Raw genomic sequence first — 24,931 nt, 5'->3', positions numbered from 1 at the left:
CCGTGTCGCGCCCGCGCGGTAGGGCGCGACGTTAACCAGCCGCGGTGTGCATGGTCCGCGGCATGCTGAATCGCCCCGCCGCTGAGCACGCTGAGTTGCAGGACCCGAGCGCCGATCTCGAGGTCAAGGCCGCCCGCCGGAAGTGGAACCCCGCCCTGCACCCGCGGGACAGCAAGGGGCGGTTTATCGAGACGGGCGGAACCGTCAGGCTCTGGGGCGGCAAGCTCGCGCGAGTCGTCCGCGCCCTCCCCAACGACCGCATCCTCGTCCAGGACCAGACCGGCCCGAACGAGTTCGCTGGCCGCAGGCACACCACCAGCGCCAAGTGGGTGTCCATGGTCGCCCGCCCGGACGGCTCCGCGCCCACCGACAACGAGGACAAGGTCGCCGCGGAAGACGAGAAGCGGTACACGGACCCGCGCCGCGGCAACGGTGTGGCCCGGGACGACGACGGCGACCCCGACACTCCGAATGACCCCCACGACGTCGACGACCGCGGCCGTCCCATCGGCGACGATGACGACCCCGTCGGCCCTCGCGAGAACGACGACCAGGACGAGCCCGCCGATGGCAAGGTGCCCGTTCACGTGCAGGCCCTGCCCAACCGGCTGCACGGGGCCGGCGCCCGGTTCCGGGACACCGCAGCCGTGCGGCAGCACTTCCTCGACCTCGCCGAGCGGCCGGGCCAGAAGCCGGAGATGGCGCAGTTCCTGCGATCCGTCGCGGGTGACGACGACCCCCTGCAGACCTCCCTCAACGGCAAGGTGGTCGCCCTCCGCGATGACTCCACCGGACGCTGGTACCTGACCGCGACTGGCACCGGGCAGCGCATGGACGCAGCCGGTGAGTTCGCCACCCCGAAGGAAGCCATCGAGTTCGCACGGCACCTCGACCGCACGGCCCCAGCCGGACAGAACTCGATGGGCCGTGGCGGGTTCGACTTCTCTGACCCGGACCTCGATCAGGCCGCCAGCACCTGGCGCTCCGCCCAGGGCGAGAACATCCAGGCCGCCATCAAGCGGACCCGCCAGGAGTTCGACAGCTCCCGGACCACCCCGGCCGCCCCACCCGCCGACAGCAACACCGCGGCGACGGTCAGCCGTGGAGAGCTCAGGCCCGGCGACCGCATCAAGGCCACCGTGAGCGGCAGCGACATCGAGTGGCCGTCCAGCACCCGGGACCAGGACAAGCCGGAGACCGTCACCGTCGAGGGCACCCTCGCCCCCACCTTCGACAGGACCAGGTGGGTGCCCCTGCTCGACGCCACCCTGACCGCCCCGGACGGCACGGTGATGACGTCCGGCGACAGCGTGCGCCTCATGCGGATGCCGAACCAGGTGGCAGTGTCCGGCCACACCGACGGACACATCCCCGAGAAGGTCCGCGCCGACCGCGTCCGTGTCGGCGACGTCGTCGCGGGCGGCGAATTCGGCCACGTCGTCACGGCCGTACGCCGGTACCCGGGGGGCCGCACCTTCACCACCCGCCACCTCGGCGGCCGCCGTGAGACCCACCAGTTCGGTGCGGACAGCGGCGACACGATGAACGTCATCCCGAGGGCCCGCCGCCGCCCGGAAGACGCGCAGCGCGACACCTCGAGCATGCAGCAGCACCCCAACAGCGGCGATGCCAAGCGCGCGGCCGCGGCCATCCTCAAGGACTGGGCCGCAGTCAACGAGCTCGCCGAGAAACAGTGGCCGGACGGGGCGCCCGAGGAGTACCGCGCCCTGGTCCAGCACCTGCAGAACGTCACGGACGAGCCCAAGGGGGCCGAGGGATACCACCAGAACGGCGAGGCCATGCGCGGCGCCCTTGCCTCCCTCCACGAGCTGGACACCGACAGCCTGGGCGACGGCATGCAGCGGGCGCTGCACCGCCTGGAGGAGCGCCTGGACGACAACGCCGACCGGTTCGCGGCCGACGCCCAAGCGATCCGGGAGAACAAGCGCAAGCGTACGGCCCGTGAGCCTGCCCCTGAACCGCTGCGGCACGGCTGGGACAACCCCGAGAACCTCGTCACCTTGACGTTGCCGGAGGCCCTCGCCGACTTCCTGAACGTCGAAGAGACCGCGGCCATGGAGGACCCGGACACCCGGAAGGCCCTCACCGAGGCCACGAAGAACCGTAACGGCAGCCTCAAGGTGACCGCGCCGATCGAAACGCACCGTGCACTCCTCGAGTGGGCGTGGACCCTGGCGGGCGGCGAAGGACTGGACTCCGACCGGAAGGAGATCCGCGCCCACAAGGCCTACACCAAGCGCGTCGACGAGGCCGAGGCCAAGCTGCAGGCCAAGCGCGAGCAGGGGCACGCCGACGCCCCGAACACGGATGCTCCCGACGCCGCCAGCGGCGACGCGGACCAGTCGTCAGCCGACGACCCGGTAGGGGTCATCTTGAGCCCTGACGAGGTCAACGCGCCCGCAGCGGCCGCCCGCGCCTCCAAGGCCCCGTCCGCGATGGAAGACGGCGAAATCCGCGACGAGATCGTCTCCCTGATGGAGCGGGAGATGGCCAATGGCGGCGAGCTGGAGGGCACCGATCGCACCCGCCTGCGGGTCCTCGAGGCGGAGGAAGCCCGCCGCGCCGGCCGGAAGCCGCCGGAGGAGCCGAAGCCGAAGCCCAAGGCGCCCGCGGAGGAGCCCGGCGGCCTGTTCGACGTCGAGCCGGAGCAGCAGCAGCGGTTCGTGGCCGACCCGGACAACCCCGACGACCTGGCCGACGACGTCTTCGGCACTCCGGACATGTTCGCCGCCGCCGAGGGACGCGACACCAGCCGACTGCGTCCCCCGCAGTCCCGCAAGCCTGCCGACTTCAAGGAGGGGGACCGGTTCGTCGACTCCGGCGGGCGCACGCACACCGTGGCGGAGGAGCCCGTGCGGACACCGCGCGGCCGTATCCGCGTCGTCGACGAGGACGGCAAGGAGCACGTCCTCGCCCCCGACAGGGAACTGCGCGTGCTGCACCCGGACGAGGAGACCCCCGAGGTACCGGAGACGGACGGCTCCGAGGCCAATACCCCCGCCGCAGAAGGGTCGGAGGGCGACGCCCGGTCCGAGGACGCCCCGGAGACCGAGACGCCAGCGGCCGGCGCCCCCGACTCGGCGCCGCCGGAGACAGAGGCCCCGGCCTCGGACGCTTCAGACGCGCGGGGCGACGCCTACGTCCCGGCGGGCGCTCCCGACGACGAGAAGGAATCGGCCAGCACGGACGACAAGCCGTTGGCTGAGGGGGAATGGGTCACAAACATTCAGAACGGGGATTCCGGCGTCATCAAGCGGGTGTACGACGAAGCGATCGGCATGGGCGTCGAAACCCGCCGGGTTGCGGATGTTGAGTACCGCTGGGATCACCGCAAGCCCATGGTGATGCGTCGCGTTCCGGTGATTCGCCTCACTCGCCCGTCGTCTTCCGATGGCACCAGCAACAACCCGAAGAGCACCACCGGGCCCGAGGTGAGCGTCGCGCCCCTCTCGCCCGAGGACGAGACGGAGACCGCCCGCGCGGTCCTCGACGGGCTGCCGGACCTGCCGCCCCTGCCGAACCTCACCGGCCTGTCCCGGCAGGACAAGGACGACGTCCGCCGTATCCGCGGCGACTACGCCAAGATCCGGGAGTCCCTCGACGGCATCCTTGCCGGTGAACCCCCGACCGGCGACGCCCGCGAGGACCTGCGGCGCGTTCGCGAGCAACTCGACTACGTCGCCGGGCGACTGCGCGGGGACCACCTGCCCGACGCCGAGGCGGCCCAGTCTGTACTGGCCAGCCTGCTCGAGCTGGGCCAGGACCTCGACCGTGCGCTCACTGCGCTGCCTGAGCGGGAGCCGGAGACCCAGGGCGACGGCCCCAACGGCGGCACGCTGTTCCACCCGTGGGACATCCAGGATGGCGACCTGGTCCGGTTCGACGCGGAGAACCCCGCTGATCGTGACCGGAGCCTCGCCTCGTACTTCGGCACCTTTCGCGGCCGCGCGTCCGCAGCCTCCGGTGACCAGGGCCGCACCCGGGTTACGTACGAGAGGCGGCGCTGGAACGACGACCGGCAGCAGTGGGAGAACGATTGGAGTGGGGGCCAGCACACCGTCACCATGCCGTCGGGTGGCCTGGTTGAGCGGTTCACCCCCGAGCAGTGGGACGCCTGGCAGCGCCCGGGACGGTCCGACGACACGGACACGGTCGACAACGCCACGGCGCCCGATGCACCGATCCGGGACACGTCGCCGGCGGATATGGACGACGCCGAAATCCAGGCCGAGCTCGAGGAGCTGCAGGCGTGGCAGAACCGGCACGTCGCGAGCAACGGGGAAGGCCCGCGAGTTCAGGGCAGTGCCATGCTCGCTCTCTCTCCTGTCGCCAGCCGCCGCGGCGCGCTGCACGAGGAGCAGCGCAATCGCGACAACGCCCGCCGGGACCAGGAGAAGAAGGAGAAGAAGAAGCAGGAGCGGGCCGAAGCGCTCGCGCGGGCCGAGATCGGCAAGCGCAACGATGACGGCTCGTACCCGGTGGCCGTCGACGGCGAGGACGCCGGCACCGTCCGCCAGCTCGCCCACAAATGGCGGTACACCAACGCTGACGGGCAGACCTCCCCTGACGATTACCCGAGCCGCGCCGAGGCCGTGGCCGCACTCGTCCGCAACCGCAACATCCGCCGTGAGAACGCCGACGAGGACGCCCGGCGGGAGCAGGCCCGCAGTGAGGCACCCGAGGGGTGGGCCCTCGGCGACCGCGACGACGTCGCCGAGAACGACATCATCCGCGTGCCGATCACGCAGCGGGACGGGAACGGCCGCCCGTACCCCGTGGGCTGGAGGCAGCCGGTCCGCGTGAACAGCGTGAGCCGGAACGAAAACGGGACGATGGTCCTGTCCGTCTCCAACCTCGACGGCTCTCGTTCGGACATCAGCCCCGTCTTCCTGAGCCACCCCGACGACACCTTCGCGTGGGCCAGCGACCGTACTCGGCCGGAGCCGACTCCGGCGTGGCGGCACGAACTCCGTGCCCGCATGGCCGACATCGGCGACGACATCGCCACCCTCCAGAACAGGGAAGGCCTGCAGGACCCGGAGCGCATCCAGCGTCTGCAGGACCTCATCCAGCGTGTCAGCCGGGGCGAGACGGACGATCTCCAGGGCGACATCCGCCAGATCCGTGACGAGGCCGCATGGCTGGAGAGCCAGTTCGACGACCCGAACCTTGAGCTGCCGTACGACACGCGCAGGTCCAGGTCGTGGGCCACCGCAGCCCGCATGAAGGCCGAACGCGACCTTCGGTATCCGGACTTCCAGCAGGGCGGTACGACGGACGGGGGCACCCCCGAAAGCGCGGCCCCGGGGCAGGTTGACGACTTCGCAACGGTGCGGCAGCGGTACGGCGGCGACATGGTTTCCGCCGCCGAGATCCAGGTCGGTGACTGGGTCCACACCGTTTCCGCAGACCCCGCCTACAACGAGCCGATGCACATGGTGGGACGCGTTATTCACGCCACCCCACTCAGCAACGGCCAGGTCCGCATCGAGGTCGAGTCGGACGTCACGATCAACGGCAAGCAGACCGTCCGAACCGAGTTCGCATTGTTCCGGGGCGCTGACCTGGTGGAACGGCTGCCGGAGGGCAACCCGGGGCGAGAGGACTCCTCCGACTTGACGCGCCGGATCGAGGGCGCGAACGGGCAGCGCCTTGCGGCCAAGGTTCGCGTGCCGGAGGGCTGGCGGGCCGTTGACGGCTCTCATATCCAGCCCCAACCCGGGGACCGTTTCCGGATCGCCCTGCGCGGCCGGGGAGGGCTCACTGACCGCGAGCACATGAACGTCACGGTGGAGAGGCCGGCCGAGCGAGAGGGCTACTGGCGCGTCAAGGGCCAACCGTTGAGCTTCCGGCCGAGCGACATCGTGGCCGTTCCCGATGGCGCCGACGCGCCGAGCGACGGCACGGATGCGGACGCGCCGGACGTCGACGACCGCACCACTCGTGCGCGGGCTCTGTTTGGCGAAGGCATGAACGCGGTGGGCGGCGAGTCGCTGCCGGAGATGCAGGAGTTGGACGACCGCCTGTCTGCCGCCGACTCGGCCGACGACAAGGACGCGGAACTCCGCGACGTCGCCGACCGCATGGACGCGCTCGCCGAGCAGTACGAACTCGCCGGGCCGCAGGGCGAACTCGCTGCCGACCGGTTCCGTCGCGCTGCTCGCATCGCCCGCGGCGAGCAGGACGAACGCCGCGGCGACGACGGCCAGGCCGACGACTACCGCAGCACCGACGGCGAGTCCAACGACCAGAACGGTACGACCGGCGACGGCACCCCGGAGAGCGAGGTCGGCGAGCAACAGAACGACCAGGACGAGGACGAACAGCGCCAGGACGACGAGGAGAACCGTCGGCAGCGCAGCGACGCCGACCCCGACGGAGGGGCGGCCGACCCCGACGGTGGGGGCGCGGGCACGCCCGATTCGCCCGACGACGCTGGCGACTCGAGCGACGGCGACGGCCCGGACAACGAGGACGACGACCAGGACGCCCCGGAGGGCGACGCCGAGGAAGACGAGAACGACGAGGAGCGCCGCCGCCGGCGTCGGCGCCGCCGCGACCGTGGAGGCGGCAACGGCGGCCCCGACGGGGCCGGGCCGGGCGGCCCCGGCCTGCCTCACCTGCGCCTGCCGGACTTCAACGTCCCAACCGCGACCGGCGACGGTGACGATGGCAGCAACGGCCGTTCCGGCGGTCGCGACGGCGACCGATCCCGTCGGCCCCGTCACCGCGACGTGGACTCCCTGCGGAACGCCTGGCGTACGGGCGACGGACTGACCTCGGCCGAGGACACCCCCGAGCGTCGCGCCCTGCTGTCCGCCCTGGCGGACCGGGAAGGGCTCGCGCTGTCGCCCGAGGGCGGCCTGACGACGTACCCGGAGCCGCAGGCCGACGGCACCACCGTGTGGCGCTTCGCCCAGGCCCGCAACGGCACGAACCTGCCCGGCATCACCCTGCCCTCCAACGACCCCGAGGAGGCGCGGGCGCTCGCCGGACGGTTCGAGGAGATCAGCGACGGCAACGGCGACCCCTTCGACTGGCACGCGGCGTGGGGCCCGGCCAGCGTCGCCGCCTGGCGTGACGGGGAAGGCCGCAACCTTCCGCAGGCGCTTCGCGCGGTGCAGGACGACTACGAGCAGGAGCGGGCCGGCGCCTTCACTCTGCCCGAGGACCTCTCCGGCCTGGACGACTCCGAGCTTGAGGCCGCCTACCGGCAGGGCTTGGGCCCGGAGAACGAGCTCCGCGTCATGGCGGAGATGGACAGCCGCGACGGCTACGTTGACCAGCGGGTTCGCGCCGCGGTGCCGGAGACGCCTCCGGCGAACGCCGAGGAGGCGGAACGCGAGGGCCGCCTCATGGATGAGGCTCTCGGCTTCGGCGACACGGACGTTACGCAGCCCGCCCCGGCCGCCCCCGGACGCCTGCGTCGCGAGTTCGACGCCCTTGATGAGGAGCGCTTTCAGGACGCCATGCAGGCCACCGGCGGGCGCATGCTCAGCCCGGACGCTGAGGCCCAGGGCATCGACCCGCGCGCCGTGTTCTCCGGCGGCAAGTACAGCAACAGGCGCGCGAAGGAACTGGCCTCGCCGGAGCTGAACCACTGGATCGACGGCGACGACGAGACCCCCGGAAACGGCCGGCTCACGTACCCGCAGTACCGGCAGCGGGAGACCGACCGTGCCCTTCGCGCAGAGTTCGCCGACTGGGACGAGGCCCGCTACCGCCAGGCCGTCGACTTCACGAACGGCTACTTCTTCAAGCGGGAGTACAAGTTCGGTGCCCTGCCCTTCGACGAGCGGGAACTGTTCTCTGGCGGCAGCCTGTCCGCACGCGACCGGTGGCAGCAGTACGCCAGCGAGGAACTGCAGGAGTGGTTCGACAACAACGGCGGTCGCCAGACGTTCGGCATGTTCAAGCAGTCGCGCCGTGACAACGACCGTGCTGAGCGGCAGCAGTACGAAGAAGAACAGCAGCGTACGGCGGATGACGCTGGGCAGGGTCAGCAAGACCCGGAGGAACTCCGGGAGATCGCCGACGACAAGAACACTCGGCTTTCCAAGGGCGGTCGCATCCTCGTGTACGGCAACCAGGCCGCGCGGGAGAACGACGCGTTCAACGCCCGGTTCCGCATCGCCACACCCGGCACCATGCTGCCGATCGTCCACGACGACCTGAACGGGTTCCGCACCCAGAAGGAGGCCCTACACGCAGCGAACGTCCTCGAGGAGCACGTCCGTGACGCTGAGGGACAGCCCTTCCCCTGGGACGCCCCAGACGCCGCACAGCGCGCCCGCACATTCCGCGGGCCGGATGGAGAAACCCTCGCGGACGCGATCACTCGCGTGCTCAGTGAGCACGCCAACCAAGACGGCGACCGTTGGCAGCTCGATCGGGACCGCGCTCAGGAACGGGCAGCGTGGCGGCAGCAGGCCGACGAGTGGCACCGGCAGCAGGAGGCCGACGGCTACACGGTCCTGGCCGACCCCGATGACCTACAGCCCGGCGACGAGGTCAGCCACCCGACGATAGCCCCGCGCGGCATGCGCTCTGGGCCGTCGCCGGTGAGCACCAACCGCGCAACTGTCCGCGAAGGCGACCGTCTCTCCTACGACTCGGGGGGCGTTCAGGCACTGGGCTCACAGCAGCACTACGGCTACCCAGCTCAAGGGACTATGACCGGCCCGGATGGTCAGAGTCGGGATTCCCGTGAAGCGCGCCTCACCTTCGGGGTGGTGCGACGCAAGCCGCGTCCCGAGGAGGCCCCAGCCCAGAGCGATGACCGCAACGACCAGGGCGAGCCCGAGCCGATCGGTGGCCAGCCCGCGCACTGGGCCCGCGTTGAGGACCTGGTGCCCGGCGACATGGTCCGGATCAACGGCACCACCAAACGGGGCCGCTCCGCTCAGCGCGCCGGATACGTCTACACCGCGCCCGTGCGGGTGGAGGTCACCCGTCGCGGCCGCGCCGAACGTGCGTGGCGTACGTGGGTCACCCAGAACCCGGACGGTACCGGCGCGGCCGGGAACATCTACACATCCATCAACGCCACCGCGGCACGCGCGGAAGCACCGGACGACGTCGTGCCCGGATCTCCGGCCAGCGGCGCCCAGGCCGCGCTCCGCTCCGGCGACTTGCCCAACCAGATCCCGGCCGACCACGACGGCCGCGGCCTGTTCCCCGGCAGCACTGTCACCGGCACCGACGACCGCGAGGGCACCGTTACGGGCGCCACCGACACCACCGTTTCGGTGAACTGGTCCGACGGCAATGACGACACCGCGCTCTCCCCGACGACGGTCACCGTCACTGACGGACAGCGCCCCGACGGCTGGACCGCCGACGGGCACCGCGTGACGACCCAGAACGTTGTCAGCGACACGGACGGCGCGCTTCTCGGCCCCGTCGACGACGTCGACGGCGACAGCGTCACCATCACCACGGCGGACGGCACCATCACCCGCAGCGCCGGAGACCTCCGCGTCACCGGCGAGGTACGCGACGACACCCCCGACACCGCACCGGTGACCGGCATCGACGAGCCCGCGGCCGCGGACCTCAAGGACGGCGACGTCGTGGTCCTGGACCTCGACGGCCACCTCGCCACCGTCGCGATCACCAGCACGCCCAGCCGGGACGGAGACCGCGTCACCCTGCAGTACGCCGACACCACCACCGGCGAGATGGGCGAGATCGACGTCGACGCCCGCGCGGTCCTCCCGCGCGCCCAGGGCCCGGACGGAGGCGCCCCGGACCTCGGCCCTGACGACGCCCCCGAGCCGGACGACGACCTGACCGTGCACCCCACCCCGCACACCGTGGACCCGGTGACCGGCCCGACCGTCGACCCGGACCTCGACTCGAGCGACCGGAACGTCATCGGCGACCACGCCGACGGCCCGGACGACGATCCCAACGCCCACCAGGCCGCCGTACGGATCACCGCCGACCTGCCCGTCACTCCGGAGCAGGCCTCGGCCCTGGCCACGCAACTGCGCGCGGCCGCGGACCCGTCGACGCTCGAGGGCCGCGCTGCGCTGCGGGCCGCGGACCACCTCGACCGCGCCGCAGGCCGCACCCCGCCCGCAGGCCTCGACCGGCCCCGCCCGTCGAACGCTGCTCAGATCGGCGAGGGCGACCTGGTGGCTATGCCCGACGAACGCCAGGGCGACCAGGTGCGCATCTTCCGCGTCATCGACGCCGAGGACGGCCCCGGAGGCGTGCGCAGCTTCCTTCTGGAGGACGAGAACCAGCAGTGGCGCCGCCGAGTCGTCCACGGGGCCATGCCCGTGTGGCAGCTCCCCGAGGCCGAGCCGGACGCCGTCACCCCGCCCGACGTCGACGACACCGACGCCTCGGACGCCTCGGGCGACACCGGATTCGGTATCCCCGGCGGTCCGATGCGTCGCGTCGGCGACACTCCGGACGCCTCAACCACTCCGGCCACGCCGGACGAGCCCACCGCACCCGTCGCGCGGGTCCGCCCGGGAAGCCTGCGCGTCGGCGACGTCATCGACGCGCCCGTCAGCCGGACCGGCTACCAGTTCAACGGGCACCGGAGACTGACCATCATCACCGAGCCGCAGCGCAACGGCTGGTGGATGCAGCTCACCGGGTTCGACGAGGACGGCAACGTGCACGACTTCGGGCTGCACAACGGCCGTGCCGTGAACGTGTACAACCGGAACCGGCCCACCCCGGCGCTGCCGCCGGCCGGCACACCCCGCGACCCCAACCAGGTGGCGCAGGCCGACGTCGACCGGATCGTCAGCGACCACGCCCGCACCGTCGCCGCGCGCATCATCGACGAAGCCGTCGCGGGCACGGAGCCGCCCGGCGACATCCACGCCCTGCGCGAGCAGATCGCCCAGCGCCTCACCGCCGATGCCCTGCGAGACGCCCGCCAGACCGCGCGCCGCGACGGGTCCGCCGCGCTCGACGCCGCGGGCATCACCGGCCGGGACCGTGCGGCCACCCAGCGCCGCCTCCGCGACACCCGCGACCAGGCCCACACGGACACCGTGCGGGCGGCCCTGCGCACCATCAACGACCTCGAGCCGCTCCCGGACGAGAGCGATGAGGACCTGGCGGCCCGCGCGCGGGACCTGCTGCGCCTCATCCCGGACCAGGTCGCAGGCCGACCGTCGACGTCCCCGGACGCCGACCCGGACGTCACCAACGCCGTCACGGGGCACGCGGATGACGCGGTGAACGCGCTTCTCCAGCAGCTCCAGGCCGCGGGCGTCGACCCGGGCGATGCCGAGCGGATCGCCCGCATCCTCACCCAGCAGATGGTCGGGACCCGGCAGGCAACCGCCCGCCGGATCGCGGCCCGGGTCGCTGCGGCGAACCCGGACGCCGGCCGCCAGCCGGGACTCCTCGCCCGGATCGTCGCTCTCCTGATCCGCATGGCCAAGCGCCTTGCGGAGCTGGTGAAGGCGGGCGCCCGGAAGATTGCCGAGAAGTACCGGAGCTCGCGCGAGCGCCTGCGCCGCCTGCGGGCCTTCCTGGGCCGCATGGTCCGCCGTGTCCGGCAGTGGCCGGAGTCCCGCCGCCTGGCGCGCCTGCATGGTGCGGTGAACCTGCCCGACGCGGACGGCGACTCGCTGGCCGCGCGGATCTCCCACTGGGCCGGACTCATGCCGGAGCCGGGGCGGTTCGGGCAGTCGCAGCGACGCGTCACCTTCTGGCGCCCGACGACGTGGGGGCAGCTCGCCGCGGGCCGTCTCCCGGACCGGTCGGACCGCATCCAGTGGACGCCGGACCGGGCGGCCGACGGCGGCCCCGGCCTGACCGCGCTGCGCCACATGGCGGCGCTGCGGGCGGCCGGCAACGACGTCGACCAGAACGTGACCCGTCGTCTGTCCGCTGCTCTCGGCGACGACTTCGGCGACGACCCGCACGCCACGTTGCAGCATGCGGACGACTACGTGGCCAGCAGCGAGCGGCGCCTGGTCAACCTGCAGGCGGCCCGCAGCGGCGCGACCATCCCGGACGACGAGGACCTCGAGGTCGAGATCACTGCGGCTCGTGCGGAACTCGCGGCCGCGCGCCGGGAGTACGGGGACCTGCGGACCCGGTACGCCGCCGCGGTGCCGGACGCTGTGGCCGCGGCCCTGGCCGACGTCCGCGACATGGGACCGGAGGGCAACAACGCGATCGTGTTCGGCCCGGACACCAACCCGGACGCCGAGCGCGCCGTACGGGGCGTACAGCGCCTCATCCCGCGCGCGTGGCTCAGCACGCCGGAGGCGCGCCGCCTGACGGCCGTGGACGGCGACCAGGGCCGTTACGAGCCAGAGGGGCAGCGGATCACGGTTGCCGACCTGGCCGACGAGGGAATGGGCACCGCCGGGTATGCCCTGGCACAGCACTTCGCCCGGCACCTCGGTGACCTGGATGCCGCGCAGAGGGCGTTCTGGTTCAGCAGGACGCACACCGGCAGGTCTGGCGCCCGCCGTGTGCGGCCTAGCGCCCTGGACCGGCTCCTGCGGCGGCAGCAGACGCAACCGGAGACCGGTGACACCCTCGCGCGGTCCGTTCAGGCGATGTTTAGCGGCGATTGGTACCAGGACGACGACTTGCGCGCGTTCCTCCTGGGCCTGATGGCCACCAGGTAAGGAGGCAGGAAGTGTTCACCGTCACCGGCTCGTTCGACGACGGTGCGACCTACACCGTGCAGATCACCATGCGGGCAGACCGCCCGGTGATCGGGTCGTACCGGGCCGCGGCCCTCGTGGAGCTCCACCATGGCGAGACCATCGCCCTGTCACCGACCGGCCCCCTGGTGGCCGTTGCCGGGGACGACGACGCGTCCGTCCTCGCGGTGCTGCGCGAATACACCAACGTCGTCGAGGAGAGCGGGCCCGTTCCGCGGCGGCCGCGCGTGCCCGGGAGCTGATTCGGGCCGCTTGCCCAACTGGGCAAAAATGATCTTGGTTGCTCAGTCGACAGAACCGCACTGTTCGAGATCGCTCGTATTTGGCTTCCCATGGTCGACAGGCAGAGGGACATAAGAGTTTTTCCGGGCGAGAGCCAGGTCTCGACGGTCGCTCTTAGTAAGGCCCTTGATCTCTCCTCCTGGCAGGCGTTGCCACTGGACTCCAGAGGGCTCAACGACGACGAGGGAGGTGACTTCCCAGAAGCCGATATTCCAGCGCGCATCCACCTGATACGAGATGGCCTTCCAGCTGAAGTCCTGTCGAGTGCATGGCGGGATTGTCCCCAACGGCACCATCCCCATATGGGGATGGACCCAACGATCACCGGTCCCCGATCGATGAAGTTCCGCAGCGGAGATCTTGTAGAAGACATACACGGGCTCAACGTTGCGGTTGGCGACTATCCGGTGCGGAGGTCCATTCCAACCACTCTGGCGCTCCTCCCACATCGTGACGCGAGACGTCAACTTACGTGCCGCGTCGTCCTTCTGCGCCTCGGACTGGGCGAGTTGGTCGTCAGCCACCTGTGCGGACTTCATCGTCCCCCACGCTGTGACAGCCAGACCACCAGCAGCTACGACAGCAGCAACCACAGCGGTGTGCTTCACCCAGTCCACCCGGCGGTACCACCGAACGACAAGACGAAAAGGTGCCGTTACCCACTGCAAAATTGCCGGCCGAACAGGTTGATCCGGCGGCGGTTGACTGCTCTCGGGCTCTGGCACGCGCTGCCGTACAGGAGGGCGTCTTGGGATCTGGTGAATCCGCAGGCGTGGAGGACGTGAGCGACTCAACTTCACCTCTCAGGCCGGAGCTTTCCCACCGAGACGCTGCGCCCCCACTAGCTGGTTGCGGTAGCACTGGGGGACACAAGCAGTAGCTGCCGTCCATCCTCCGTCCGTGACCAGATACGGATTCGCCATCAAGGCTCTCCCCAAGGGCGGCAAGCCTTTCGGGGAGGAAGACGACGAGAACGAGGAGACCGAGGGCACCGAGGAGGCCCCGCTCGACAAAGCCGGCCCCGGCGTCTCCGACGAACTGACCGAGGATCCGGAGGACGAACTGCCCCAGGACCCCACGGCGGCCCCGGCCGCACCCGAGGAGGATCCCGCCACGCCGGAGGAGCCCCTCGGGGAGGACCCTCCGGCGCCTCCGACCCCGAACGCTCCACCAGAAGGAGAAGGCGGCGGCGACCCCAACACGGCCCCGGAGCAACCTGACGACGACTCCCGCCCCTGGGCAGGGGACGAGTACAACGAGGGCGACGAGACCGACCCCGACGGCCCCGAAGCCTGGTGCGCCTACACCGGTAGCGGCGGCGAACAGGCTTGGCTCGACAAGGCCCCGGACGGCACACTGACCGGATGGGTGCGGGACAGCGACGGCCAAGTGTGGCGCTACACCGACCCAGACGCGTGGTCGACCGACGTTGACGGCGCGCAGATGACGCAGACGCACCACAACGGCGAGGACCGAGCGAATGCGGCAGGAGGCGCGGCCCCGAGCGGCCCGCCCCAGCCCAGCGACCGCGGCGTCCAGGACTCGATGTTCGCGGGCCAGTAAGGAGATCCGACCGTGCCGATCCAGCTCGACCGTCAGACCTTCCAGGACCGGCTCAACGAGGGCAAGGCCGCGTATGCCAACGGAGACCCCTCCGACACCTGCCCGTACAACATGTACGGCAGCGTCGAGGAGCGGTTCGGATACCGCTACTGGACCAAGGGGTGGTCCATGGCCCGATCCCAGGCTGAAACGCAGCCTCGACAGCCCGTAGAGGCCACCGCAGGACAGTAGCTCTACGCGAACGGCACGGTGCCCGGCGGCCCACTGTCCACCGCCGGAGGTTCCCCGCCGTGCCGACCGCTGCTCCACCCGCCAGACCCGCACGTCCCAGCACCACCCAGCGAGGCACCAGCCGGGCAATCTACGCCGTCACCGGCGTGGTCGACGAGGTCAACGACCTCATCATGCCCGGCGCCTTCGCTCGCACCCTCGCCTCACGGTCCGTCAAAACCGTGTGGCACCACGGGTGGAAGAACCCCGTCGGTGTCGTCGTCGAGTGCGAGGAGTGGCTACCCGGCGACTCCCGCTTCCGGAGCATCCCCGAGTGGCCCCCCGAGGCCGGCGCCCTCGTCGCCACCGTCATCTACAACCTGCGCACCCAGCAAGGCCGCGACTGCTACGAGCAGGTCAAGCAGTGGCATGAGCACAAGCAGGCCGCGTTCTCCATCGGCTACCGCGTCCCTGACACGGGCGCGAGCAAGCGCGGTGACGGCGTCCGCATCATCCACGACTTGGACCTTTTCGAGGTCTCGCCCGTTCTGCACGGCGCGCACCCCCTGACGCGCAGCCTCGAGGTGAAGTCCACGACCGGCGGTCACGACGGGCTCGAGTACAAGACCACCTCCTCCCACGTCGAGATAGACGTCGTCGCCGTTCCGAAGGACGACGCCATCAAGGTCGCGGGCCTGGCGGTGAAGGCCGCCGACACCGGCCGCGTGCTGATGATCCAGCGGACCCTCGACGAGGACGATCCCGCGGCGGGCATGTGGGAGATCCCCGGCGGACGCCTCGAGGACGGCGAGGAACCCCTCGCGGCCGCCCTGCGCGAGTGGTCCGAGGAAACCGGCTCGACCCTGCCCGCCACGACCAGCGTCGTCGGCTCCTGGACCGCTCCGAACGGCATCTATCGCGGCTACGTGGCCGTGGTCCCGACCGAGGACTCCGTACGGATCAACGCGCCTCACGACGAGCGCCGCGTCGCCAACCCGGACGACCCCAAGGGCGACGCAACCGAGGTCACCGCCTGGTGGCCGATCACCGTTCTCCCCGACATGGCGCTTCTGCGGCCTGAGTGCCGCGAGACTCCGTGGGAGCTCCTGGCCGGCGCCGCCCTCCCGCAAGGCCTGGCGCCGAAGCCGATCCGCCCCGTCTCCGAGAACGTCCTCGAGGGCATCATCAACGCCACCCGGGACGGCGTGACCTCCACCGAGAAGAAGTCCGCGCGCGCCGCAGTGAAGGCCGCCCGCGCCCTGCCGCGCATCGAGCACAAGTCCGCCCGCTCCATGGTCGCCGAGGCCAAGAGCCGAATTTCCGCCCCGCTGGAGGCCCCCGAGATGTCGCCGAAGCCGCTGCCCGAGTCGCAGGAACAGTTCCGTGCCCGCCTTGCCGACGCCGTCCGCGAGCTCCTCGACCAGGACGGCGGCACCTGGACGTGCATAGAGGGCACCTACCCCGACCGCGTCATCGTTTCCGTGCACAGTGAGGACGAGCGGCGCAGCAGCCACTACGCCATCCCGTACACGGTCACGGCCGGTGAGATCACGCTCGACAAGCCGCAGCCCGTGGAGCTCGCCACCATCGTCGTGCCGGAGGGAACCAGTGCCTCCCGTGCCGCCACCGAGGACGAGGACGTCGACGCACGCGTCGTACAGCCCACCGTCGGGGCGCTCGCCGACGCCACCGCCCGCGTCAGCAGCAGCACCGCCAGCCCGGAGCAGCTCGAGGACGTCCGCGACAAGGTCCAGGAGCTCATCGCCGCACTGTCTGCGAAGGGCCTCGACATCGAGGACGAGGAGCCCCCGGCCGCGAACCGACCGACGGACAGAGCCCCCGGACTGGACCTCTGGGACAACGACACCTTCGGCGACGAGGGCACCGAACCCGAAGACGACGACGAGGAGAACGCCGAGGACAACGAACCGGCCGCGGAGCCGGAGGACACCGTCCGCCTGGACCCCGACGAGGTGAAGGCCACACTCGCCCTGATGCGGAGCTGAGTTACACCCCCGCCCCCGCGCGCTTCCCGCGCCCCCGCACACCGTCGACAACAAAACAGCAGGTCAAACCCCTTGTGCTGCCCACTCTTGACGTCCCGAGCGGACAGCACGCGACGTTAACCCCTCTCCCTCTCTTTCATCACGCCTCGCGTTGAGGCGTCCCGGTGCTGGCCGGGCGAGCGACGCACGTCAGCCGCACCCAGCACAGGGAGAGCACCCCAAATGCCCACCGTCACCACCAGCCGTATTGAGGAGCTGCAGAAGGCGCTCCAGCTCAAGTCCGCCGAGGCCGAGCAGATCAGCCAGTCCTTCAAGGTCGAGGACGGCGGCCAGTTCGTCGTCTCCACCGAGCAGGCGAAGGCCTTCCGCAAGGTGTCCAGCGAGGCGCAGGAGATCAAGGCCCTCATCGACGCCGAACAGGGCCTCACCGAGATCAAGCAGTACCTCGAGGCTCCGGAGTCGACGCCGGCCGCGGCCAGCCACTACGGCCAGCGCCCCATGGGCATCGAGGAGAAGTCGCTCGGCGACCTGTTCGTCGAGTCCGGTTCCTTCCAGAGCGCCACCGCTCAGCAGTTCCGTGACAAGCCGTACATCCGCGCCGACATCGAGGGCAAGAGCATCTTTTCCCTCTCGGCCGGCACGGTGACCCACCAGGTCCTCGGCTCCGCGCAGAACCTGGGCATCGCGGAGAGGCCGTTCCGGAAGTTCCACATCCGGGACCTGTTCCCGAAGTCGACCACCAAGAACGCCGTCCTGTACGGCGCGCGTGAGACCGGCTGGACGAACGCCGCTCGCCAGGTCAAGGAGCGGTACGCCGCCGACGGCGTCTCCCCGGCGACCGGCGCGGACACCGACACCTGGGGCCGGGCCCCGCGGTCGAAGCTGACGCTGACCCCGGTGATGTACCCGGTGGCTGAGGTCGCGCACCTGCTCGACGCGCACAAGAACATTCTCAGCGACGAGCCGCGGCTCAAGACCTTCATCAACACGCGCATGGTGGAGGGCGTCAAGTACGCGGAGGACTGGGACCTCCTGCACAGCGTCGGCGACGGCCAGTCCCTGACCGGCATCTACAACACGCCAGGCGTCCAGCAGTACACCGGTCTCGAGACCGACCAGTACAGCGTCCAGATTCGGCGCAGCATCACGAAGGCCCTGCTCGCCGAGTACGACCCGACCGGCATCGTCCTGTCGCCCACGATGTGGGAGCACGTCGAGGTCGAGGAGGACAAGAACGGCGCCTTCCGCGTCGCCATCGCCGTCGCCATCGGCGCCGAGAAGAAGGTGTGGCGCCTGAACGTGGTCGAGACGACCGCGATGGCCGACAGCGACTTCCTCATCGGTGCGTTCGGTCTCGGCGCGCAGCTCCACGACCGCGAGAACGTCTCCGTCACCGTCTCCTCGGAGAACGCGGACAACTACGAGAAGGGCCTGATCACCTTCCGTGCCGACGAGCGCCTGGCGCTCGAGGTCCCGCGGCCGGAGTCCTTCGTCATCGGCACCTGGACCCAGCCGACCGCCTGATCCGGGCCGGAGTGAGGGGGTGCACCCGGGCCACGGGTGCGCCCCCTCCCACGTACCACCATCAAGACGACGGAGGACGCTGGTGATCGAGAAACAACCCATAGGCCTCGCCCAGGAGTTGGACGCCCTCACGGGCGCCCCCGCCGCTCACCGGGGCCCCCGCTGCAGCGTCGGTGCCCTCCTGGAAGCCGCCGATGCTGACGTAGCCGCATCCCTCCGCACGGTGCTGGACACGACCAGCGTCTCCGCCACAGCCATCGCCGAGACCCTCAGTCGATACGGCGACGCCGTTACGGCCTACACCGTCAATCGGCACCGGCGGCGCGGGAAGCCCAACGGATGCCGGTGCGAGCGATGACCCTGAACAACGACCTGCAGGCCCTCCTCGAGCCTGCCTCCCACGACCAGAGCAGCCCCACCCAGGCGCAGCGCGTCTACCCGGCCGCGCCGCGCGGTTGGGAGTCCGGCGTGCGCTACGAGCCCGGCGGCACGATGGTCGTCACCGCCCCGCCCGCCGACAAGCCGCCCGCGGGAGAGGCCGACTGGCGTGAGCGCGTTGAGGAGATGGGCCTCGCTATCCCGGAGGGCTTCCGCGTCCGGCTCGTCGAGGCAAAGCACGACCCGGCGGCATGGCACCGCCACGCCCAGGGTGACGACGCCGTCACCCGCGCGGTGTGGCGCTGTCGGTACGTCATCGAGCCGGCCGCCCCCGAGTGGCTGTCCGCCGGCGACGTCGACGCCCTCGTCCGCGACGCGATGCGCCGCCGCCGCAAGCCCCGCACGGCCGTCGATACTGTGGAGCGCGCCCTGGTCGTGGTCTACGCCGATGCCCAGGCCGGGAAGGTGGGCCGCGACGGAGGCACACCGGAGCTCATCGCCCGGGTCGCCGACCGGTTCGACCGGCTCGACGACCACATCCGCGACCTCAAGGCCGTCGGGCGGGCCCCGTCCGTCGCCTACTGGGCCGACGCCGGAGACTGCGTCGAGGGCTTTGAGAACACCACGCAGCAGGCGTTCACCAACGACCTGACCCTGACTGAGATGGTCCGCGTCCACCGGCGCATCACCTTTGAGGGCCTGGACCGCCTCGCCGGGAAGTTTGGCCGCGTCGTTGCCGCGACCTGCGGCAGCAACCACGGCCGCGTGCGCCGCGGAAAGGACGCTGTGGGCCCGCCCATCGACGACTGGGGCATCGAGGTCATGTCCCAGGTCGCCGACGCCTACGCCCGCAACGCGGACGCGTATGGGCACGTCTCGTTCGTCCTGCCGGAACGGTGGCGGGACACTGTGTCGCTCGACGTCGCCGGGAAGGTCGTGGGCCTGGGCCATGGCCACCAGTACCCGCGCCCGGACAAGGCGAGTGACTGGTGGCGCGGGCAGACCTTCGGCCGTCAGCCCGTTGCCGACGCCGACATCCTCATCACGGGCCACTTCCATCACTTCCGCGCCCAGCAGATGGGCAACGGCAGGCTCTGGATCCAGGCCCCGACCCTGGACAACGGCAGCGACTGGTATGCCGTCCGCTCGGGCGAGGTCTCGTCCTCCGGCCTGCTCGTGTTCACCGTCGACCCGGACGGCTGGGACGACCTGCGGATCCTCTGAATACGTCGTTGGATTCTTGGCAGAGGATCCCGAGTTCCCAGGACTCTTGGCAGAGGTTAGCGAGTTCCCGTTCGAAGTGGCGGGCAGCGACGATCTGCTGAGGAGACTGGCCTGCCCGACCTGTCCGACCGCCGCGTGGCGACAAGACTACGTCGGCCTCGATGAGTAGTTGGCGGACCGAGCCGAAGCTGCGTCCGGAGATGTCCGCCAGAGTCCGGATGGGGACTCCCTGGACATACGCTCGCCCTATGGCGTCGCCCAGACGCCTTCGGGGCCTGCCTGTGATCCAGGCGTGTTTGCTCAGCATGATGCCCTCCTCCGTCCTGCCCTTCGCGTGAGGATCTTGGCGCATGCGAGGCGGGGGCTACCGCAGGGCGGCATCCCGCGCGATGGCATCACTCGATGAGCGGAGCCAGTGCCGCGCCTGGAAGGAGGGGCTGAGCGCGACGCAAGCCAGCCCGGAACTCCACGGTCCGGGCATGACTGACAAACCACGGTGGCTACTCACCCAGAACAGCGATCTCCGCAGGCAAGGCATCTACAACTGGTCAATCCCGGCGTGGGCCGGGACTCTGCCCGACGGCCGGAAATACAACACCTGTCCCTCGGCTGGGGTCTGCGCCCCCTTGTGTTACGCGCGCCAGGGCAGCTACCGGTTCCCGAACGTCAAGGCCCGCCACGAGGCGAACCTGATGATGATTCTGGACGACCTGCCCGGCTGGGAAGCGCAGATGACCGCCGAGCTCCAGCACAAGCGGTACCAAGGTCGCTGGATCCGGTGCCACGACGCCGGCGACTTCTTCTCCCGGGAGTACACCGAGGCCTGGCTGCGCATCATGCGAGCCTCGCCGGGCGTCCGCTTCTACGCGTACACCAAGAGCGTGTCCCTGTTCCGTGAGGTTGTGGAACCGGATCCGCCGGAGAACTTCAAGTGGGTGTACTCACTCGGCGGCCGCGAGGACCACCTGGTCAACGTGACGATCGAGCGGCACGTCGACATCTTCCCCGACGCGGAGTCCCTCGCCGAGGCCGGATACGCATCCCGCGCCGAGGAGGGGTGCCTGGTGTCGGTACTGGGCCCACAGAAGGTCGGCATCCCAGCGAACAACATCAAGCACCTCCAGAAGAAGCAGGGCGACAAGCGGTTCAGCGAGCTGCAGCGCGCCCAGGATGAGCGTCGCCGCGGTCCCGGCAAGCAGTTCCGGAGCGGACGGCCGTAGCCGCCACGAGGGAGAACCAAGATCATTCTTGCCCAATTGGGCAAGTGCCCCCTTCTCCCGGCAGCGCGCGACCCAAGGCCTCTCTGTTCCTCATCCTGCGTCGACCGTTATCCCTAGGAAGGACAACCGCAACCATGGGCCTCTACAAGGCAGACGGCACCCGGGTCACTAAGGCCGCGTTCCCGGCGAACGCCGTCACCGATCCCGAGAAGGTCGTCACTCAGGACATCTACAACACCCGCCCGTACACCGAGAACGGCGACAAGCAGCCCGAGGGATCGATCAAAACCCTCGCCTACAAGGCGGGTGCCGTACTGCGTCAGTCCGAGATCGACAAGCTGTTCCCGGCCGCGACCATCGCCACGGTGAGCCCGGCCACGGGGCCGACGGCGGGCGGCACGGCCGTCACCATCACCGGCACCAACCTGGACGGGGTGTCGTCGGTCACGTTCGGCGGCACGGCAGGCACGGCCCTGACCATCGTTTCCGCCACGAAGCTGACCGTGACCTCTCCGGCCGGTACTGCCGGGGCGAAGGACGTCGTCCTGGTCGACGACGCCGGCAACGTCACCAAGACCGGCGGCTTCACCTACGCCTGATCCACCTGCCCCGGGCGCCCCTCCGCACCAACCAGGGGCCGCCCGGGTCACTTCGCTCCCACCCGCTCGAGGCAGGGCGCGACACAAGCAGCGTCCGGTGTGCAGGGTGCGCGCCGTCCGGACAAGAACCCCCGAGAGGGAGCCACCCATGGCAGCCACCACCCGTACCCGTAAGACCGCGGCTGCGAAGCCCGCGGAGGCCACCGACGCCACCACCGAGGCCGCGGATTCCACAGCCAGCACCGCGGCGGCGGACGAGCCCGCGACCGCTGGAGACACCAACACCACGGTGGCCGCCGAGGAGACGGCCCCCGTCGTCGAGGATCCGGCCGCAGCCACCGACAGCACTCCGAAGGCGCCCGAGGCTGCGCCGCTCGAGCCCCCGGCCGTCCAGGAGCCCCCGGCGGCCCCCGCCGCGCCCGTGTACGCCACCCCGACCGAGGTCATCCCCGACGAGGAGAACCTCGCCGAGGTCATCGTCGACGACGCCACAAAGGAGCCTCCGGCCGACGTGGACTCCGTGTTCGTCCCTCTCACCCCATACGGCTCCACCCTCGTGTGCACCGTGCGCCTGGTCGAGAAGACGTTCCTCGGGCCGCACCGCAACCCTGTCCACCGCCTGCTGCAGCCCGCGGGCGCCCGCCTCTCCGAGGGCGTCGCCGCGCGCATCAAGGAGCGCCTGCAGGACCAGGCCGCGCGGCTCGCCAGCCAGTCCGAGAAGTAAGGAGCTCGGGGTGTTCGACTACAGGCCCATGTACGGCGGGGCGCAATACGACCCCGAACCGGCCGGAGGGCAGGTCACCAGCGTGTCCCTCTACGACGGTCCGGATCGCACCACCTTCGTTTCGGGCGCTGGACCGGCCACCCGGCTGCGTGCCGGCGTCTACCGGTTCACGTTGCCGGACGTGCCTCCCGGCCGCTACTGGGCCACCGTCTCCTTCACCCCGAGCGAGGGAGCCCAGCCCGTCAAGGACGAGTCCGTACGCCTGGACTTGCCTCTCGGGCTGGGCCTCGTCAGTTCCCCCGAAGCAGTCGCCAAGGAACTCGGCGTTGCCCTCCCGCTCAATGCCGAGCAGCGCGACGACCTGCTCACCGCCATCCGCAAGGCACAGGCCGACGTCGTCTCCTACCTCGGCCAGCCCGTCATCCCCCAGCTCGTCACCCGTACCGCCCTCACCCCGTACTGGCGCCACCACGAGGACCTCGAGGACCCCGACTCGTGGCCGTTCGAGGCCGACGACCTGGTCCAGGTCTCCGCCTACCGCGACCGCGGAGATGGCACCTACGACGTCGACTTCCTCGTCGGATTCGACGGCGCCGCCAACGACCCGGTCGTCCGGTACGTGACCACGCACGCCGCGGAGTCCGAGCGGCTCCGCCCCGGCGGCGTCGGCTCCCAGGGCCGCCGCGTGTCCTCCGTCAGCGCGGAGGGACAGTCGATCTCCTACGAGTCGGCACCGACCACCGGCCAGGCCGGCGCCCTGCCCGAGCTCAGCAGCCTCTCGCGGTGGAAGCGCCGCCTGTTCCAGCCCCTCAACCGGCCCGCACGCCCGCCGTGGCCGTACTCCTCCACCCGCGGCCGCCGCTGACGAAGGGAGCTGCCGACGATGGCCGTTGTGCTGCCGAACGCCATGCTCACGGTGTACGCGCTCGCCCACCCGTGGGCGCGCGACGCTAACGGCGTGCCCGTTCCGCCGAACCCGAACCAGAAGCCAGCCCCGCGCGGCACCTGGCCCGGGTCGGTCCTCGAGCAGCCCGACGGCTCGTGGTCGGTACGGCTCGATCCGCAGGCCTGGCCGGTCAAGGAGGGCGACACCATCTCCGACGAGACCGGCCGGTCCTGGACGTTGTCGAGCACTCGCGAGCATGCGGTCCCCGGCGTCCCGGATGTCGACTACGTCCAGGCCACCGCCACGCTCAACCCGCCCGAGGTGCCGTGATGGCCAGTGCGAAGTTCACCCCAGCGCAGGGCCTGGAGGCGCAGCTCGCCCGCATGCTGGCCCCCGCGGTGCAGCGCATCGCCCGCCAGGTCGAGATCGAGGCGAAGCTCTTGGCCCCGCCCACCAAGCGATGGGTGACCATGGGCGACCACAAGGTCCGCCCCACCCACGTCGCCGCCAACGGGCAGGAAGTCCCCGGGAATCTGCGCTTCGCGATCGACTCCATGCAGTGGGATATGGAACACCGCGGCGTAGGCCCCACGACGTACATGCTCGAGCCGCTCGACGAGAGCTCCCGGGCCGTCGCCAACCTCAAAAACTGCCGCTGCCGCGCGCACAAGGACCCGGAGGGCATCGCCCGGCACATCAACACCGGTCAGCCGGTGGTCGCCGGGAAGCGGGTCACGGTCACCGTCTCGGTCCAGGCCCCCATGGTCGTCGAGGCCGAGGTGGGCACCGTCTACCCGGGCAACCTGCGCGCCGACGGCACACACTTCATGTCCCGCGCGGCCGCCATCGTCGCCGCTCGCCGCTGAGGGCGCGACACAAGCGGCCCACGCCCGCACAGTGCGCGCCATGGCTACGAACTCCACCACCAAGAAGCCCGCTGCGGACACCGCGGCGGAGGAAACCACCGAGGCCGTCACCGAGACCGCCCCGGCCCGCCCCACCCGCAAGGCGGCAGCCCCGGATCCGGACGTCGTCGGCCCCGCACTGCCCGCCGGCGTCGACCCGGTCGCCGTCACTCTGGCGCACCACCACACCATCGACGGCACCGACTACCCGCCGGGCGCCAAGCTCCTCGTCTCCCCGGACTACGCCCACCGGCTTCGCGGCCAGGGCTACGCCAACCAGGTCTGATGAGCGAGCTCACCCTGGCGGACGCGGATCCGGTCTCCGCGATCCTCGCCTGGCTACAGGCACACCCCGAGGTCGCCGACGCGCTCGGCGGCCCGGGCCGTGTGTCCGGAATCCAAGAGGCGCCCTGGCCGCACCTGCGCATCGACCACGGCCCCGGCGGGGACCTGCGGGACCTGAACTGGGCCATCGCCCCGGAGGTGACGCTCGAGGCGTACGGCGACCCGGGCGGATGGCCGGGCAAGGCCGAACTACGGCGGATCCTGCTCCGCTGCGCCACGGCCGCCCAGGAGCTCGTGGAGGCACCCCACGTTCCCGGCCGACCGGTCATCAGCGGCATCAAGCCGTCCGGGCTGCTCGTGTGGTCACCGCTCGTCGACGGCCAACCCAGGTGGGTCATGAACCTCTCCGTCACCCTGCATCCGTGACGACGCGACGTTAACCACCCCG

Annotated in this window: 18 protein-coding genes; 16 read left to right on the top strand and 2 right to left on the bottom strand. The window is 70.7% G+C overall.

All coding sequences use genetic code 11. From position 1 onward, the window contains the following. The first annotated feature begins 62 nt into the window (after nt 1-62). Together IE325_RS34755 and IE325_RS34750 are read left to right on the top strand one after the other, a co-directional pair. Nucleotides 63-12,638, top strand: coding sequence for an RHS repeat domain-containing protein (locus tag IE325_RS34755; protein WP_190074114.1), 12,576 nt, complete (start codon nt 63-65; stop codon nt 12,636-12,638). An 11-nt stretch (nt 12,639-12,649) separates the two neighbouring features. Then, nucleotides 12,650-12,919 (top strand): hypothetical protein, encoded by a 270-nt coding sequence (locus IE325_RS34750; protein ID WP_190074113.1) that lies wholly within the window; start codon nt 12,650-12,652, stop codon nt 12,917-12,919. A 42-nt stretch (nt 12,920-12,961) separates the two neighbouring features. Here the strand turns inward: IE325_RS34750 and IE325_RS34745 are convergent, their stop codons facing one another. Continuing rightward, nucleotides 12,962-13,567, bottom strand: coding sequence for a hypothetical protein (locus IE325_RS34745; protein ID WP_190074112.1), 606 nt, complete (start codon nt 13,565-13,567; stop codon nt 12,962-12,964). Nucleotides 13,568-13,859: 292 nt separating this feature from the next. On the opposite strand from IE325_RS34745, the gene IE325_RS34740 reads away from it, so the two are divergent. The 6 genes from IE325_RS34740 to IE325_RS34715 all read left to right on the top strand — a co-directional run bounded on the left by IE325_RS34740 (nt 13,860) and on the right by IE325_RS34715 (nt 19,864). Next, nucleotides 13,860-14,522: a hypothetical protein gene (locus tag IE325_RS34740; RefSeq protein ID WP_190074111.1), complete on the top strand. Its 663-nt coding sequence runs from the start codon at nt 13,860-13,862 to the stop codon at nt 14,520-14,522. A gap of 12 nt (nt 14,523-14,534) precedes the next feature. After that, nucleotides 14,535-14,753, top strand: a complete 219-nt coding sequence (locus tag IE325_RS34735) for a hypothetical protein (protein ID WP_190074110.1) — start codon at nt 14,535-14,537, stop codon at nt 14,751-14,753. 59 nt (nt 14,754-14,812) lie between these two features. Further along, nucleotides 14,813-16,738 carry an NUDIX domain-containing protein gene (locus IE325_RS34730; protein ID WP_190074109.1) on the top strand — a complete coding sequence of 642 codons (1,926 nt, stop codon included), beginning with the start codon at nt 14,813-14,815 and terminating at the stop codon, nt 16,736-16,738. Between the two features lie 222 nt (nt 16,739-16,960). Beyond that, the gene (locus tag IE325_RS34725) at nt 16,961-18,262 is read left to right on the top strand and encodes a phage major capsid protein (protein WP_190074108.1); all 1,302 of its coding nucleotides are present in this window, start codon (nt 16,961-16,963) and stop codon (nt 18,260-18,262) included. 82 nt (nt 18,263-18,344) lie between these two features. Further along, nucleotides 18,345-18,620: a hypothetical protein gene (locus tag IE325_RS34720; RefSeq protein ID WP_190074107.1), complete on the top strand. Its 276-nt coding sequence runs from the start codon at nt 18,345-18,347 to the stop codon at nt 18,618-18,620. After that, complete coding sequence (locus tag IE325_RS34715) at nt 18,617-19,864, top strand: metallophosphoesterase family protein (protein ID WP_229912206.1); 1,248 nt, start codon at nt 18,617-18,619, stop codon at nt 19,862-19,864. Before IE325_RS34720 ends, IE325_RS34715 begins: the two co-directional genes overlap by 4 nt. Here the strand turns inward: IE325_RS34715 and IE325_RS47130 are convergent. After that, a complete protein-coding gene (locus tag IE325_RS47130; protein WP_373315270.1) occupies nt 19,821-20,171 on the bottom strand; it encodes a helix-turn-helix domain-containing protein in 351 nt (116 codons plus the stop codon). The genes IE325_RS34715 and IE325_RS47130 overlap by 44 nt on opposite strands. 172 nt (nt 20,172-20,343) lie before the next feature. Here IE325_RS47130 and IE325_RS34710 point away from each other — a divergent pair, with 172 nt between their 5' ends. From IE325_RS34710 to IE325_RS34675, 8 genes are all read left to right on the top strand, one after another. After that, on the top strand, nt 20,344-21,084 hold the full coding sequence (locus tag IE325_RS34710; protein ID WP_190074105.1) for a GP88 family protein: 741 nt from the start codon (nt 20,344-20,346) through the stop codon (nt 21,082-21,084). 134 nt (nt 21,085-21,218) lie between these two features. After that, entirely contained in the window at nt 21,219-21,683 is a 465-nt protein-coding gene (locus tag IE325_RS34705; protein WP_190074104.1) for an IPT/TIG domain-containing protein, read from the top strand. 148 nt (nt 21,684-21,831) lie between these two features. Further along, the gene (locus IE325_RS34700; protein WP_190074103.1) at nt 21,832-22,407 is read left to right on the top strand and encodes a hypothetical protein; all 576 of its coding nucleotides are present in this window, start codon (nt 21,832-21,834) and stop codon (nt 22,405-22,407) included. Between the two features lie 10 nt (nt 22,408-22,417). Continuing rightward, nucleotides 22,418-23,272, top strand: coding sequence for a hypothetical protein (locus IE325_RS34695; RefSeq protein ID WP_190074102.1), 855 nt, complete (start codon nt 22,418-22,420; stop codon nt 23,270-23,272). Nucleotides 23,273-23,290: 18 nt separating this feature from the next. Beyond that, a complete protein-coding gene (locus tag IE325_RS34690; RefSeq protein ID WP_190074101.1) occupies nt 23,291-23,623 on the top strand; it encodes a hypothetical protein in 333 nt (110 codons plus the stop codon). Continuing rightward, a complete protein-coding gene (locus IE325_RS34685; protein WP_190074100.1) occupies nt 23,623-24,159 on the top strand; it encodes a putative phage head morphogenesis protein in 537 nt (178 codons plus the stop codon). The genes IE325_RS34690 and IE325_RS34685 overlap by 1 nt, the downstream gene beginning before the upstream one ends. A 40-nt stretch (nt 24,160-24,199) precedes the next feature. Next, on the top strand, nt 24,200-24,484 hold the full coding sequence (locus tag IE325_RS34680) for a DUF7210 family protein (RefSeq protein ID WP_190074099.1): 285 nt from the start codon (nt 24,200-24,202) through the stop codon (nt 24,482-24,484). Further along, nucleotides 24,484-24,909: a hypothetical protein gene (locus IE325_RS34675; RefSeq protein WP_190074098.1), complete on the top strand. Its 426-nt coding sequence runs from the start codon at nt 24,484-24,486 to the stop codon at nt 24,907-24,909. Before IE325_RS34680 ends, IE325_RS34675 begins: the two co-directional genes overlap by 1 nt. Nucleotides 24,910-24,931 lie beyond the last annotated feature (22 nt).

The sequence above is a fragment of the Streptomyces lanatus genome, from assembly GCF_014655715.1.
Classification (GTDB): domain Bacteria; phylum Actinomycetota; class Actinomycetes; order Streptomycetales; family Streptomycetaceae; genus Streptomyces; species Streptomyces lanatus.
The sequence above is the reverse complement of the archived record's forward strand: the minus strand, read 5'-3'. Positions and strand labels throughout refer to the sequence as shown.

What these genes read in the sequence shown, in the direction of transcription:
- IE325_RS34755 (WP_190074114.1), top strand. Translation starts at nt 63, where the DNA reads ATGCTGAATCGCCCCGCCGCTGAGCACGCTGAGTTGCAGGACCCGAGC.
- IE325_RS34725 (WP_190074108.1), top strand. Translation starts at nt 16,961, where the DNA reads ATGCCCACCGTCACCACCAGCCGTATTGAGGAGCTGCAGAAGGCGCTC.
- IE325_RS34715 (WP_229912206.1), top strand. Translation starts at nt 18,617, where the DNA reads ATGACCCTGAACAACGACCTGCAGGCCCTCCTCGAGCCTGCCTCCCAC.
- IE325_RS47130 (WP_373315270.1), bottom strand. Translation starts at nt 20,171, where the DNA reads ATGCTGAGCAAACACGCCTGGATCACAGGCAGGCCCCGAAGGCGTCTG.
- IE325_RS34710 (WP_190074105.1), top strand. Translation starts at nt 20,344, where the DNA reads ATGACTGACAAACCACGGTGGCTACTCACCCAGAACAGCGATCTCCGC.
- IE325_RS34705 (WP_190074104.1), top strand. Translation starts at nt 21,219, where the DNA reads ATGGGCCTCTACAAGGCAGACGGCACCCGGGTCACTAAGGCCGCGTTC.
- IE325_RS34700 (WP_190074103.1), top strand. Translation starts at nt 21,832, where the DNA reads ATGGCAGCCACCACCCGTACCCGTAAGACCGCGGCTGCGAAGCCCGCG.
- IE325_RS34690 (WP_190074101.1), top strand. Translation starts at nt 23,291, where the DNA reads ATGGCCGTTGTGCTGCCGAACGCCATGCTCACGGTGTACGCGCTCGCC.
- IE325_RS34685 (WP_190074100.1), top strand. Translation starts at nt 23,623, where the DNA reads ATGGCCAGTGCGAAGTTCACCCCAGCGCAGGGCCTGGAGGCGCAGCTC.
- IE325_RS34680 (WP_190074099.1), top strand. Translation starts at nt 24,200, where the DNA reads ATGGCTACGAACTCCACCACCAAGAAGCCCGCTGCGGACACCGCGGCG.
- IE325_RS34675 (WP_190074098.1), top strand. Translation starts at nt 24,484, where the DNA reads ATGAGCGAGCTCACCCTGGCGGACGCGGATCCGGTCTCCGCGATCCTC.